Origin of the sequence: Nonomuraea roseoviolacea subsp. carminata, from assembly GCF_024172185.1 — a bacterium.
Lineage (GTDB): Bacteria > Actinomycetota > Actinomycetes > Streptosporangiales > Streptosporangiaceae > Nonomuraea > Nonomuraea roseoviolacea.
In genome coordinates this window covers 1,752,195-1,765,390 of the sequence record NZ_JAMZEC010000001.1, presented here as the reverse complement: position 1 = coordinate 1,765,390, position 13,196 = coordinate 1,752,195, and the positions used below count along the sequence as shown (strand labels likewise).

11 protein-coding genes are annotated in these 13,196 nt (G+C 73.1%); 5 read left to right on the top strand and 6 right to left on the bottom strand.

Annotated elements, in window-relative coordinates; translation table 11 throughout:
• The 6 genes from HD595_RS08025 to HD595_RS08000 form a co-directional block, all read right to left on the bottom strand.
• Complete coding sequence (locus HD595_RS08025; RefSeq protein ID WP_253767104.1) at positions 1–996, bottom strand: LacI family DNA-binding transcriptional regulator; 996 nt, start codon at positions 994–996, stop codon at positions 1–3.
• A gap of 35 nt (positions 997–1,031) precedes the next feature.
• Complete coding sequence (locus HD595_RS08020) at positions 1,032–2,405, bottom strand: GH1 family beta-glucosidase (RefSeq protein WP_253767102.1); 1,374 nt, start codon at positions 2,403–2,405, stop codon at positions 1,032–1,034.
• Positions 2,402–3,205 carry a carbohydrate ABC transporter permease gene (locus tag HD595_RS08015; protein WP_253767100.1) on the bottom strand — a complete coding sequence of 268 codons (804 nt, stop codon included), beginning with the start codon at positions 3,203–3,205 and terminating at the stop codon, positions 2,402–2,404. The genes HD595_RS08020 and HD595_RS08015 overlap by 4 nt, the downstream gene beginning before the upstream one ends.
• On the bottom strand, positions 3,202–4,161 hold the full coding sequence (locus HD595_RS08010) for a carbohydrate ABC transporter permease (RefSeq protein ID WP_253767098.1): 960 nt from the start codon (positions 4,159–4,161) through the stop codon (positions 3,202–3,204). Before HD595_RS08010 ends, HD595_RS08015 begins: the two co-directional genes overlap by 4 nt.
• Complete coding sequence (locus HD595_RS08005) at positions 4,158–5,450, bottom strand: ABC transporter substrate-binding protein (protein WP_253767096.1); 1,293 nt, start codon at positions 5,448–5,450, stop codon at positions 4,158–4,160. Before HD595_RS08005 ends, HD595_RS08010 begins: the two co-directional genes overlap by 4 nt.
• Before the next feature lie 174 nt (positions 5,451–5,624).
• Complete coding sequence (locus HD595_RS08000; RefSeq protein ID WP_253767094.1) at positions 5,625–6,608, bottom strand: LacI family DNA-binding transcriptional regulator; 984 nt, start codon at positions 6,606–6,608, stop codon at positions 5,625–5,627.
• Positions 6,609–6,805: 197 nt separating this feature from the next.
• Here HD595_RS08000 and HD595_RS07995 point away from each other — a divergent pair, with 197 nt between their 5' ends.
• From HD595_RS07995 to HD595_RS07975, 5 genes are read left to right on the top strand one after another with little or no spacing between them, the layout of a single operon-like run.
• A complete protein-coding gene (locus tag HD595_RS07995) occupies positions 6,806–8,827 on the top strand; it encodes a primary-amine oxidase (RefSeq protein WP_253767092.1) in 2,022 nt (673 codons plus the stop codon).
• Positions 8,828–8,833: 6 nt separating this feature from the next.
• Positions 8,834–10,459, top strand: a complete 1,626-nt coding sequence (locus HD595_RS07990) for an ABC transporter substrate-binding protein (protein ID WP_253767090.1) — start codon at positions 8,834–8,836, stop codon at positions 10,457–10,459.
• 5 nt (positions 10,460–10,464) lie between these two features.
• Positions 10,465–11,373 carry an ABC transporter permease gene (locus tag HD595_RS07985; protein ID WP_253767088.1) on the top strand — a complete coding sequence of 303 codons (909 nt, stop codon included), beginning with the start codon at positions 10,465–10,467 and terminating at the stop codon, positions 11,371–11,373.
• Positions 11,370–12,194: an ABC transporter permease gene (locus tag HD595_RS07980; protein ID WP_253767086.1), complete on the top strand. Its 825-nt coding sequence runs from the start codon at positions 11,370–11,372 to the stop codon at positions 12,192–12,194. Before HD595_RS07985 ends, HD595_RS07980 begins: the two co-directional genes overlap by 4 nt.
• On the top strand, positions 12,191–13,138 hold the full coding sequence (locus tag HD595_RS07975; RefSeq protein ID WP_253767084.1) for an ABC transporter ATP-binding protein: 948 nt from the start codon (positions 12,191–12,193) through the stop codon (positions 13,136–13,138). The genes HD595_RS07980 and HD595_RS07975 overlap by 4 nt, the downstream gene beginning before the upstream one ends.
• Positions 13,139–13,196 lie beyond the last annotated feature (58 nt).

Sequence of the window (13,196 nt, the reverse complement as noted above, 5' to 3'; positions counted from 1 at the left end):
TCAGGCCGACTCGCGCACCACCAGCTCGGTCGGCAGGATCACCGGATCGGCCGGGCCGCCCTCGAACAGCCCGAGCAGCAGCCGCACCATCGCCGTCGCCTGCTCCACCACCGGATGGCGGACCGTCGTCAGCGGCGGCTCGGTGTACTGGGCGGCCTCGATGTCGTCGAACCCCACCACCGCCACGTCGTCGGGCACCCGGCGGCCGGCCTGCCGCAGCGACTGGAGCGCGCCGACGGCCATCAGGTCGTTGGCCACGAACACCGCGTCGAGGTCCGGGTCGTCGCCGAGGAGCTGGCGCATCGCCACCGCGCCCGACTCGCGGGTGAAGTCGCCGACCGCGACGATCGAGCGGCGGTCGGAGTCGCGCAGCACGGTGCGGTAGCCGGTCAGCCGGTCCTGGCCGCCGATCATGTCCTGGGGGCCGGCGATCGTGGCGATCCGCCGCCGTCCCGCCGCCACCAGGTGGCGCACCGCCAGCTCGGCCCCGCCCACGTTGTCGTTGTCCACGTACGGGATGTCCACGGGGACGGCGGGCCGGCCGTACGAGACGACCGGGACGCGCAGCCGGGACAGCGCGGCCGGGAGCGGGTCGGCCCCGTGCATGGAGATGAGCATGACGCCGTCCACGTGGCCGCCCGCGATGTAGCGCTCCACCCGCGCGTGACTGCTGGCCGAGGAGGCCAGCATGAGCACCACCTGCTTGTTGACGGTCTCCAGCTCGACGCTCGCCGAGCGGATCACCGTGGAGAACAGGGGATCCTCGGAGAACACCCGGGTCGGCGGCTCCGACACGACGAGCGCGACCGAGTCGGTGCGCTGGGTGACCAGGCTGCGCGCGGCCGGGTTTGGCACGTAACCGAGCTCGTCGATCGCGCGCAGCACGGCGTCGCGGATCTGCGGCGCCACGGTCGTCTGCCCGTTGACGACCCGCGAGGCCGTGGCACGGGAGACCCCGGCGCGGGCGGCGACCGCCTCCAGGGTCGGCCGCCTCATGTCTGCGCCAGGGAGAGGGTGAACACGCAAGGAATCTACAGCCCGTTCCTGGCGATCACGTCCCTGAACCACAGCGCGCTGTCCTTCGGGGTACGGGCCTGGGTGGCGTAGTCGACGTGGACGATGCCGAACCGGCGCCGGTAGCCCTCGGCCCACTCGAAGTTGTCCAGCAGCGACCACACGAGGTAGCCGCGCAGGTCGGCGCCCGCCTCGATGGCGCGGTGCGCCTCGCGCAGGTGCCCCTCCAGGAAGGAGACCCGGTCGGCGTCGTGGACCCGGCCGTCCACCACCACGTCCTCGAAGGCCGCGCCGTTCTCGGTGATCATGAGCGGGACGCCCGGGTAGTCGCGCGTCAGCCGGACCAGCAGCCGCGACAGGCCGTCGGGCACGATCGGCCAGCCCATGGCCGTGGACGGGACGTCGGCGGCGGCGCGGAAGCCGATGTCCTCCGAGCCCGGCCAGGCGGCGTCGGCCGGCTCGCCGGGGGCCGCCTCGACCACGCACGGGTTGTAGTAGTTCACGCCGATCTGGTCGATCGGCGCGGCGATCAGCTCCAGGTCTCCGTCCTGGACGTGGCCGGCGCCGCCGTTGCGCCCGGCCGCCTCCAGCACCGCCTCCGGGTAGCGGCCGTGGACGACCGGGTCGAGGAACTGCCGGGTCAGCAGGGCGTGGACGCGCTCCACGGCCGCCGCGTCCGCCTCGCCCGGCGCCGCGGACGGGTCGCCGACCTGGGCCGGGGTGAGCACGGGGGCGGAGTTGACGACGAGCATGAGGTGCCGCGCGCCCAGCTCGCGCAGCCGGGCCGCCGCGAGGCCGTGGCCGAGCAGCAGGTGGTGCGCGGCGCGCATGGCCGCCGCCGGGTCGCGGCGGCCGGGCGCGTGGACGCCGTTGCCGTAGCCGAGGTAGGCCGCGACCCACGGCTCGTTCAGCGTCGTCCAGTGGCGCACCCGGTCGCCCAGCCGGGCGTGCACGGCCTCGGCGTAGTCGGCCAGCCGGTGGGCGGTGTCGCGGGCGGTCCAGCCGCCGCGGTCCTCCAGCGCCTGGGGCAGGTCCCAGTGGTAGAGCGTGGCGTACGGGGTGATGCCGGCGGCGAGCAGCTCGTCCACGAGCCGGTCGTAGAAGGCGAGGCCGCGCGGGTTGGCGGGGCCCGTGCCGTCGGGCTGGACGCGCGGCCAGGCCACGGAGAACCGGTAGGCGGCCAGCCCGAGCTCGCGCATGAGCGCGACGTCGCCGGTGTGGCGGTGGTAGTGGTCGCAGGCGACGTCGCCGGTGTCGCCGTTCGCCACGCTCCCGGGGGTGTGGGAGAAGACGTCCCAGATCGACTGGCCGCGCCCGTCCTCCTTGGCCGCCCCCTCGATCTGGTACGAGGCCGTGGCGGCACCCCAGACGAAGCTTTCCGGGAATTTCATCCTTTGACTGCTCCTTGCATGATTCCGCCGATGATCTGCCTGCCGAACAGGGCGAAGACGAGGACGAGGGGAAGGGTGCCGACCGCCGTGCCGGCCAGGCCCAGCACGTAGTCGTTGACGTAGCCGCTGGCCAGCGTGGACAGGGCCACCTGCACGGTCGGGTTGTCGGGGGTGAGGACGACCAGCGGCCAGAAGTAGTCGTTCCAGGCCGACATGAAGGTCAGCATGCCGAGCACCGCCGCCGCGGGCCGCGCGACCGGCAGCACGACGTGCCAGAACAGCCCCCACGTCGTGCACCCGTCCACCCGGCCCGCCTCCAGCAGCTCGCCCGGCAGGGCGCGCGAGAGGAACTGGGTCATGAAGAACACCCCGAAGGCGTTGACCAGGGCGGGCACGACCAGCGCGTACATGGTGCCGGTCCACTCCAGCTTCACCATGAGCAGGTAGAGCGGGATGATGCCGAGCTGCGCCGGCACGGTCATGGTCGCGACCGTCACCAGCAGCAGGGCATTGCGCCCCCGGAAGCGCAGCTTGGCGAACGCGAACCCGGCCAGCGTGGACAGGAACATCACCGCGACCGAGATCGATCCCGCGACCAGCACCGAGTTGAGCAGGGCCAGGGCGAACGGCACGGTGTCGAAGACGCGGGAGACGTTGGCGAAGAAGTTGCCGCCCGGCAGCAGCGGCGGCGGCACCTGGGCCAGCGCCGAGTTGTGCCGGGAGGCCACGACCACGCTGTAGTAGAGCGGGAAGGCGGAGAAGAAGACCACCGCGACGAGGGTGAGGTAGCGCAGCCTCATGCCAGCCCGCCCCTCATCCGGCGGGTGATCAGGTAGTTGATCCCCGCGACCAGCACCACGGCGACGAACATGAGCCACGAGGCCGCCGCGGCGTAGCCGAAGTCGAACTTGGTGAAGCCCTGCTCGTAGACGAACAGCGCGAGCGTCTGGTACTGCCGGTCGGGCCCGCCGCTGGCGCCGACGCCGCCGGCGCCGGTGCTCGCGCTGAACAGCAGCGGCTCGGCGATGATCTGCATGGCGCCGATCGTGGAGACCACGACCACGAAGACGATCGTGGGCCGGATCATCGGCAGCGTGATCCTGCGGAGCTGGGTGAACCCGCTCGCGCCGTCGAGGGTGGCCGCCTCGTACAGCTCGCGGGGGACGGCCTGCATGGCCGCCAGGAAGATCAGCGCGTTGTAGCCGGTCCAGCGCCACATGATCATCGTGGACAGGGCGACGTGGGAGGTGGCCGTGCCCGCCGCCCAGTCCACCGCGCCGGCCCCGAACCAGGACAGCACCCAGTTGATCAGCCCGAAGTCCCGGCCGAAGAGCTGGCTGAAGATCACCACGACCGCGACCACGCTGGTGACGTTGGGCAGCAGCAGCGACACCCGGAACAGCGTCTGGAACCGCAGTGGCCGGTTGAGCAGGTGCGCCAGCCAGATCGCGAGGACGAGCTGCGGCGCGGTGGACAGCACGCCGATGGACAGCGTGTTGAACACGGCGTTCCAGAAGTAGCCGTCGGCCAGCAGCGTGGCGTAGTTGGCGGCGCCGACGAACGCGTGCTCGTCCGACAGCAGCGTCCAGTCGTGCAGGCTCACCCAGGCGGTGTAGGCCAGCGGGAACAGCCCGAAGGCGCAGAAGAGCAGCAGGAACGGCGCGACGTAGGCGTACGGCGACACCCTCACGTCGAGGGTGTGCCGCACGCCCCGCCGGTGCCGCCGCCGGGCCACGGCGAGAGGCAGTGAGCTCATTTGATCTTCTTGACGTCCTCGAGGACCTGCGCCCAGGCCTGGTCGGGGGTCTGCTTGCCCTGCTCGACCCGGCCCAGGCCGTTGCCGATGGCCACGCGGACCTCGGCCTCCTTGGGGCCGAGGTGCTGCGGCTTGAGCGCCTTGGCGGCCGCTGAGTAGATCTTGCCGATGGGCGCGTCGCCGAAGAACGGCTTGGTGAAGCTCTGGATCGACGGGTCGTCGTACAGGGCCGGGATCGACGGGAATGTGCCCTCCTCCTTGAAGACCTTGGCCTGGTTCTCCTTGGAGGTGAGGAAGTCGATCAGCTCGGCCGCCTCCTTGGGGTGCTTGCTCTGCCGGGGGATCATCAGGTGGGAGCCGCCGCTGTTGCCGGAGCCGCCGGGCACGGTCGCGATGTCCCACTTGCCGGCCGCGTCCTTGGCCTGCTCCTGGATGAAGCCGGTCATCCAGGCCGGGCAGATGATCGTGGCGAACGAGCCCTTGGCGAAGCCGGTGTTCCACGGCGGGGTGAAGGCGGCGAGCTTGGCGGTCAGCTTCTCGGAGGTGAGCTGGTTGGACAGGTCCCACGCCTGCTTCACGGCCGGGTTGGAGCCCACGATGATCTGGTCCTGGTCGTCGTACAGGCCGGTCGGGGCCTGGTTGACCATGGCGCGGAAGATCTCGCCGGGGCTGTCGACGAACTTGGCGCCCGCGACGCCGGCGGCCGCGAACTTCCGGCCGGTCTCGATGTACTTCTCCCAGGTCGGCCAGAGCGCGGCCACCTCGGTCCGGTCGGTGGGCAGGCCGGCCTTGGCGAACAGGTCCTTGCGGTAGCACATGGCCAGGCCGCCCACGTCGGTGCCGAGGCCGAGGAGCTGGCCGCCCTGCTTGCTCAGGCCCTGCTGCCACTTCCAGTCGAGGTACTCGCCCTGCCGCTTGTCCAGCCCGTACTGCTTGAGGTCGTAGAACTTGGCGGGCTGGGCGGTGAAGGTGCTGATGTAGCCCACCTCGACGGCCTCGATGTCGTCGGCGCCGGCGTTGGTGGCCAGGCGCTTGACCAGGTTGTTGTGGTGGTCGTTGAACTGGGTGACGTTCTCGGTGATCTCGATGTTCGGGTGGGTCTTCCGGTACTCCTCGTACAGCGGCTTGAAGCCGAAGTCGCCGAACAGGCCGACGGTGAGCTTGATCTTCTCTCCCGGCTTGGCGGCGGTCCCGGCGGTGTCACCGCCTCCGCCGCCGCAGGCCGTGGCGAGGGTGAGGAGGCAGGCGGTGAGCAGGGGCACGGCCACGCGGTGGAGGCGAGGAGGCATGGGGACCCTCCGGGGTCGGGGCGGGGGGAGTAGTCGGCTGAGAGAGCGCTCTCTCGAAAGGGTCGCCAAGGCCACCCATGGCTGTCAATTGCTGTGAGATAACGATCGAAGGGTGTGAGAGAGCGCGTTCACAGCCGCCGTGCGAGCCGCCGACCTGGGAAAGCGCTTGCGCGGTCAGGCCCGGCGCGTGGAGTCGCGGACGATGAGCTCTATGGGGTGGACGCGCTCGGCGCCCGGCCGCGCGCGCCCGGCGAGCAGGTCGAACAGCAGCTCCGCGCACCGCACCCCCGCCTCGCGGGGCCGCAGGTCGATGGAGGTGATGGGCGGGTCGGCGAGCTGCATCGCCTGGCTGTCGACGCACGAGGCCAGGAGCAGGTCGCGGCCGGGCACCCGGCCCTCCTCGCGCAGCAGCGGCCCGATCCCGGCGGCCGCCCCGGCGGGGCCGCAGACGAGCGCGTCGATCTCCGGCCGCAGCGCCAGCAGCTCCCGGGCCGCGCGGCGGACCTCGTCGGCCGGCGCGTCGAAGGGCACCGTGCGCACCAGCGGCTCCAGGTCGTGCCGCGCGCACCAGTCGCGGAACCCGCCGTGGACAGCGGCGGCCCAGTCGCTCGCGTCGCCGGCCACGATGAGCGCGGGGCGGCTCGCGCCCGAGGCGCTCAGGTGGTCCATGAGCGCGCCGACCGTCTCGGCGTGCTGGGACAGCACCACGCCGTCGGCCTGGCCCGCGCCGGGGAAGCGCTCGCAGGTGACGGTGGGCAGCCCGGCGCCCATGAGCCTGGCCACGAGCGGGTCGTCGGCCATCGGGTCGCCGAGCACCAGGCCGTCGACGCGCGGCGTGCGGCGGCCCGAGGTGATCAGCGTGACGTCGTAGTCGTTGTCGGCCGCGCCCTGCACCACGCCGAACACGAACGCCATGTAGTAGACCGACCGGGTGAGCACCTCCGGCACGTGCAGGCCGATCGTGCCGGTGCTGGCGCGGCGCAGGTGCCGGGCCGAGCCGTTGGGCACGTAGCCGAGGGCGGCGGCGGCCGCCAGCACGCGGGCCTTGGTCTCGGCGGAGACCCGGCCCGAGCCCCTGAGCGCGTCGGATGCGGTCGTCTTGGACACCCCGGCCGTCCTGGCGACGGTGAGGAGGGTGGCCGGCTCGTCTGGGCCCACGCCCCCGATGCTAGCGCCCTGCCGAACGTCCTTCGGCCGGGCCGGTCGCGGCCCGGCGGGACGGGTTTCGGACTGGTTTCTTACCACGTTGGGGTCTTGTCCTCCTCTGGTGGCGGAAGTATGTTGACCGGCATGCCGGAACGTTCCGGCATCACAGTACGACACTGTCGGCACGGCAGCGAAGGGGCGACAGCCGGATGTCATCAGGACGGCGAGTTCTCGGCGTCGGCGAGCGGCCGCACCCGCTCGACCCGCTCGGCGCGCGGGAGATCGAGGACGCCACGCGGATCATGACCGAGGGCGGCGTGCTGGCCGCCGGCTCCGGCCGGATCTCCTACCTCGGGGTCGAGGAGCCGCCCAAGGAGGAGGTGCTCGGCACGGGCCCGGCCGCCCGGCGGGCCCGCGCCCTGGTCATCGACCTGGCCACCGAGCAGGCTCACGACGTCGTGGTCTCGCTCACCGACGGCCGGGTCGAGTCGAGCCGGCCGATCGACCCGGCGACCGCCGGCCAGGTCCCCATGCTGGACGAGGAGCACGAGCTCGTCCGCCGGGTGCTCAAGGCCGACGAGGGCTGGGCCGCCGCCCTGGCCCGGCGCGGCCTGGACGCCGGAGCCGAGATCTGGCTCGCCGCCCTGTCGGCCGGCCACTACGGGCTGCCCGGCGAGGAGGGCCGGCGGGTCGCGCGGGTCCTCGCCCACCTGCGGCCCACCCCCGACAGCCTGCCGTGGGCGCACCCGATCGACGGCCTCGTCGCGTACGTGGACCTGCTCAAGGGCACCGTGATCGAGATCGTCGACACGGGCGCCCAGCCGATCCCCGCCGAGCACGGCGACTACCACCTGCCCGGCGCCTTCGGCGAGCCGCGCACGACCCAGCGACCGATCCACATCACGCAGCCCGAAGGGCCCAGCTTCGCGATCGACGGCAACCTCGTCACCTGGGAGAAGTGGAGCGTCCGGCTCGGCTACGACATGCGCGAGGGCCTGGTGCTGCACCAGATCGCCTTCGACGGCCGGCCCGTCGTCTACCGGGCGTCGGTGGCCGAGATGCTGGTGCCCTACGGCGACCCGAGCCGGATCCGGTTCTGGCAGAACTACTTCGACACCGGCGAGTACCAGCTCGGCAAGCTGGCCAACTCCCTGGAGCTGGGCTGCGACTGCCTGGGCGAGATCACCTACTTCGACGTCACCGTGACCGGCGGCGACGGCTCGCCCAAGGCGCTGACCAACGCGATCTGCATGCACGAGGAGGACTTCGGCGTGCTGTGGAAGCACACCGACCCGGCCAACGGCTCCCGCGAGACCAGGCGGCAGCGCCGGCTGGTGATCTCCTTCTTCGTCACGGTCGGCAACTACGACTACGGCTTCTACTGGTACCTCTACCTCGACGGCACCATCGAGCTGGAGGTCAAGGCCACCGGCATCGTGTTCACCGGCGCCTACGACGAGCGGGCCCGGCCGTACTCCTCGCAGGTGGCGCCGGGGCTGGCCGCGCCCTACCACCAGCACCTGTTCTCGGCCCGGCTCGACATGATGGTCGACGGCCTGGCCAACGCCGTGGACGAGGTCGAGGTCGTCCGCCTGCCCATGGACGAGGCCAACCCGTACGGCAACGCCTTCGGCCGGCGCGCCACCCGGCTGCGCACCGAGTCGCAGGGGCGGCGCGAGGCGGACCTGGCCACCGGCCGCACCTGGCACGTGGTCAACCCCGGCGTCGCCAACCGGCTGGGCGAGCCCGTCGGCTACGCCCTGCACCCCGAGGGCCTGCCCACCCTGCTCGCCCACGAGGACTCGTCGATCCGCTCCCGCGCCGAGTTCGCCACCAGCCACCTGTGGGTGACGCGCTACCACCCGGCCGAGCGCTACCCGGCGGGCGACCTGGTCAACCAGCACCCCGGCGGAGCCGGCCTCCCCGCGTACACCGCGGCCGACCGCGACATCGACGGCCAGGACATCGTGCTGTGGCACACGTTCGGGCTGACCCACTTCCCCCGCACCGAGGACTGGCCGATCATGCCGGCCGACACGTGCGGCTTCACCCTCAAGCCGGTCGGGTTCTTCGACCGCAACCCCACGCTCGACGTCCCGCCGAGCGCCACCTCCCCGAGCTCCTGCCACACCAGCGCCACGCCGAGCGCCACGTCAGGGAGCTCCTGCCACACCCCCGCGAACGGCGCCCCGCCCGGCGCCCCCGCCGAGGGCTCCTGCCACCAGAGATGAGGCGTCATGCGAAACAGACTGGCCTGCGGGGTCGCCGCCGTGCTCACCGCCACCGTCACCTCGGCCTGCGGCGGCGGGACCGCCGCCGCGCCCGGCACGCCCGGAGGCGCGGACGCGACGGGCCCGCCCGGATACCTCGCGCTCGCCGACGGCAAGCTGCCCGCGGGCGGCGCGCTCACCTTCGCCGTGCACATCGACAGCGGGGCCGCGACCGGGCTCGACCCCCAGCTCGCCGACGTGGCCACCTCCTGGCAGCTCATGTCGCTGGTGTACGAGACGCTCGTCACCGTCGGCCCCGACTTCGCCCCGAAACCCGCGCTCGCCGAGAGCTGGGAGACCCCCGATCCCAAGACCTACGTCTTCCACCTGCGCAAGGGCGTGGCCTTCTCCAACGGCCGGGAGATGACCGCCGACGACGTGGTCGGCAGCCTGAAGCGGCTGCTCGCCGCCAAGTCGGTGTGGCGCGGCCAGCTCGGGCCGGTCGAGAAGGTCGCCAAGGTGGACGCCGGCACCGTCAAGGTCACGCTGGCCAGGCCGTACACGCCGTTCCTCGCCGCGCTGGCCAACGTGCCGGCCGCGGTCCTGCCGATGAAGGAGATCGCGGCGGGCTCGCTCGACCCGGCCAAGGAGATGCTCGGCACCGGCCCGTTCAAGGTGCAGGACCACCGCCAGGACGTCTCGTGGTCGTTCGTCCGCAACGAGCACTACTGGGACAAGGGCAAACCGGCCGCCGACAGCCTGTCCGTCACCATCGCCCCGGAGGAGGCCGCGCGCGTGGCGGCCGTGCAGAACGGCAGCGCCGCCCTCGCCTCGCTCGGCAACGTCGACTCCGCCGCGATGCTGGCCGGCGCGGCGGACGTCAAGGTCGCCACCCAGGCGACCACCGACTTCTACTACCTGATGCTCAACTCCAGGAACCCCAAGTTCGCCGACCCCCGGGTCCGGCAGGCGGTGAACATGGCGCTCGACCGCAAGCAGATCGCCGAGGTGGCGCTCGGCGGCCAGGGCAGGCCCACCGGCGTCACCCCCGCGGGACTGCCCGGCGCCTGCGACCCGGCCGCGCTCCCGTCGGCCACCGGCGGCGGCGCGGCCAAGGCCAAGGAGCTGCTCGCCCAGGCCGGCGCCGCCGGCCTGTCCTTCACGCTCACCATCTACGCCACCGAGCCCGCCCCGGCCGTCGCCCAGGTGATCCAGCAGAACCTCCAGCAGGCCGGCGTCACCGTCAGGATCGAGCAGATGGACGAGGCGAGCTGGGCGGGCAAGGTGTACGGCAAGGCGCCGGCCCCGTTCGACTCCGCCCTGTCGTGGTTCGCCGGCTACGCCGACCCCGGCATGGTCACCACCTGGTGGAACCCGGACGTCGCGGGCTTCAACCAGGGCTTCATGCGGGCCGACAAGGACCTCAACGCGCTCATCGCCAGAGCCGGCGAGACCCCGGCGGGCCCCGAACGGGACAAGGCGCTGGCCGAGGTGTGCGCGAAGGTGGACACCGACTCCCAGATGGTGCCCCTGGTGACCCGCCCGGCCACGATCGCCTACCGGGCCGACGCGGTCAGCCCCAGCCTGTACGCCACCGAGGGCTACGGCAACCTGCTGCGGCTGGTCGCCGACGCCCGCGTCAAGCGGGGCTGAGCGCGATGCGGCTGCTGCTGTGGTGGGCCGGCCGGGCGCTCAGCTCGGCCGTCACGCTCCTCGGCATCTCGGTGCTCATCTTCGCGGCCCTGCGCCTGATGCCCGGCGGGTTCGCCGAGACCATCCTCGGCCCGTTCGCCACGCCGGAGCAGAAGGCCGAGCTGGCCGCCCGCTACGGGCTCGACCAGTCGGTGCTCGCCCAGTACGGGCACTGGCTGGCCGCGGTCGGCACCGGCGACTTCGGCACCTCGATGATCAGCCGCCAGCCGGTCGCGGCGGAGCTGGCGGCGCGGCTGCCGGTGACCGCGCGGCTCACGCTGCTCGCCGTGGCCGCCGCGGTCCTGGCCGGGGTGCCCCTGGGCGTCGTCACCGCCGTGCGCGCCCGGCCGGGCGGTGGCGGCGGGGCGGGCCGGCTGCTGAGCGGCCTCGGCGTGAGCGTCCCGGAGTTCGCGCTGGGCAGCCTCGTCGTCTTCGTGGTCTCCCGGTACGGCCTGCAGACCACCGGCTACCTGCTGCCCGCCGCGGTCCTGTCGATCTTCGCCATCTCGGCCACGGCCCGGACGACCCGCGACGCGGTGCTCGGCGTGCTGGTGGAGCAGCACATCACGGCCGCCGTCGCCCGGGGCGAGACGCCGTGGTTCATCGTCAGGCACCACATCCTGCGCAACGCCGCCGGACCGGTGCTCACGCTCACGGCGACGATCACCGCGTACCTGCTGGGCGGCGCGCTGATCGTCGAGTACCTGTTCAACCTGCCCGGCGTCGGCTCCTACGTCGTGCAGGCGGTCGGCCGCAGGGACTACGCGGTCGTGCAGGCCGGCGTGCTGCTGGCGGCGGCCGTGTTCATCGTCATGAACGTCCTGGTCGACCTGCTGGTCGGCCTGGTGGACCCGCGGCTCGGGAGGCGCGCGTGAAGAAGCTCCGGCTCGACCCGCTGTCGCTGGCCGGCCTGGCCTGCCTGCTGCTGCTCGTGCTGCTGGCCCTCGGCTCGCTCGTGGACGCCGCCGGCGACCCCGACGCCATCGTCGGGCCGCGGCTCCGGCCGCCCGGACCCGGCTGGTGGCTGGGCACCGACAACCTGGGCCGCTCCGTGCTGCCGCGCGTCATGGAGGGAGTGGGCACCACGCTGCTGCTGTCGTCGGCGGCCGTGCTCGTGACCGCCGCGCTGAGCGCCGGCTTCGGCGTCCTCGCCGGATACCGGGGCGGCTACCTCAACGAGCTGATCATGCGGGTGGTGGAGGTGCTCTACTCGTTCCCGGCGATCGTGCTGGCCGTCCTCGTGGCCGCCGTCGCCGGGCCGGGGCAGCTCGCCGCGCTGGCCAGCATCGTGCTCGTCACCATCCCGCTCATGACCAGGCTCGTCCGGGCCGCCGCCGTGGCCGTGGCCGGGCGCGACTACGTGACGGCCGCCGTCATCAGCGGCGCCCGGCTGCCGCGCGTGCTCGGCCGGCACGTCCTGCCGAACGTGGCCGGGACCATCGCCGTGCAGGGCACGTACGCGCTGTCGGTCGGCATCTCCGTCGAGGGCGGCCTGAGCTTCCTCGGCTTCGGCGTGCAGCCGCCGCAGGCGTCGCTCGGCGTGCTCATCCGGCAGGGCGGGACGTACATGATGGCCGCCCCCTGGCTGATCATCGGGCCGGGTGCCGTGCTGGTGCTGGCCATCCTGTCCATCAACGTGTTCGGCGACGGCCTGCGCGACCGCTTCGAACCGAGGGAGACGAGGTCACTGGTGTGAACGAGCTGCTGGAAGTGGACGGCCTGGTCGTGGACTACGGCCGGGCCCGCGCCCTCGACGGCGCCGACCTGCGGGTGGCGGCCGGGCGGACGGTCGGCGTGGTCGGCGAGAGCGGCTCGGGCAAGTCCACGCTCGGCGCGGCGATCGGCCGCCTGCTGCCCCGCCAGGCCCGGGTCGAGGCGGGCGAGGTGCGTGTGGGCGGGGAGAGGATGCTGGACCTGCGCCCGGCCGAGCTGCGGCGGCTGCGCCGCGGCCGGCTGGGCTTCGTCTTCCAGGACCCGATCGCCTCGCTCGACCCGACCATGCGCGTGGGGCGGCAGTTGCGCCTCGTGCTGGGCCGCCGGGGCGACGTGGCCGCCCATCTGGCCCGGGTCGGGCTCGACGCGGCCCGGGTCGCCTCCGCGTACCCGCACCAGCTCTCCGGCGGCATGGCGCAGCGGGTCGCGATCGCGCTGGCCATGGCCGCCTCGCCCGAGCTGCTGGTCGCCGACGAGCCGACGGCCTCGCTGGACGCGCAGGTGCGGGAGAAGGTGCTGGACGTGGTGTTCGCGCTCGCGGCCGAGGCCGGGACGAGCATCGTCTGGCTCAGCCACGACCTGCCGGCCGTGGCCCGCCGGTGCGACCGGGTGGCCGTGATGTACGGCGGCCGGGTCGTGGAGTCGGGCCCCGCGGCGGCGGTGCTCGGCGCCCCCGCCCACCCCTACACCGCGGCCCTGGCCGGGTCGGCGCCCGCGGCGGCGGCGCCCGGCGTGCGGCTGCGGCCCGTGCCCGGCCGGCCGCCGGTGCTGACGGGGCCGTCACCGGGGTGCGCGTTCGAGCCGCGCTGCCCGTTCGCCGAGGAGCGCTGCGCCGTCGAACGGCCCGCGCCGGTGAGGGTGGGCGAGCAGGACGCGCTCTGCCACCGGGCCGCCGACCTCGTCGGAGAGCTGGAGGTGGTCGCGTGACCGGGGAAGCCGGACCGGCCGGAGAGTTGGAGGTGGTCGCGTGACCGGGGAATACGGA

Coding starts and splice junctions, on each gene's coding strand:
- HD595_RS08020 (WP_253767102.1), bottom strand. CDS start 2,405: ATGAAATTCCCGGAAAGCTTCGTCTGGGGTGCCGCCACGGCCTCGTAC.
- HD595_RS07995 (WP_253767092.1), top strand. CDS start 6,806: ATGTCATCAGGACGGCGAGTTCTCGGCGTCGGCGAGCGGCCGCACCCG.
- HD595_RS08025 (WP_253767104.1), bottom strand. CDS start 996: ATGAGGCGGCCGACCCTGGAGGCGGTCGCCGCCCGCGCCGGGGTCTCC.
- HD595_RS08015 (WP_253767100.1), bottom strand. CDS start 3,205: ATGAGGCTGCGCTACCTCACCCTCGTCGCGGTGGTCTTCTTCTCCGCC.
- HD595_RS08010 (WP_253767098.1), bottom strand. CDS start 4,161: ATGAGCTCACTGCCTCTCGCCGTGGCCCGGCGGCGGCACCGGCGGGGC.
- HD595_RS07990 (WP_253767090.1), top strand. CDS start 8,834: ATGCGAAACAGACTGGCCTGCGGGGTCGCCGCCGTGCTCACCGCCACC.
- HD595_RS07985 (WP_253767088.1), top strand. CDS start 10,465: ATGCGGCTGCTGCTGTGGTGGGCCGGCCGGGCGCTCAGCTCGGCCGTC.
- HD595_RS08005 (WP_253767096.1), bottom strand. CDS start 5,450: ATGCCTCCTCGCCTCCACCGCGTGGCCGTGCCCCTGCTCACCGCCTGC.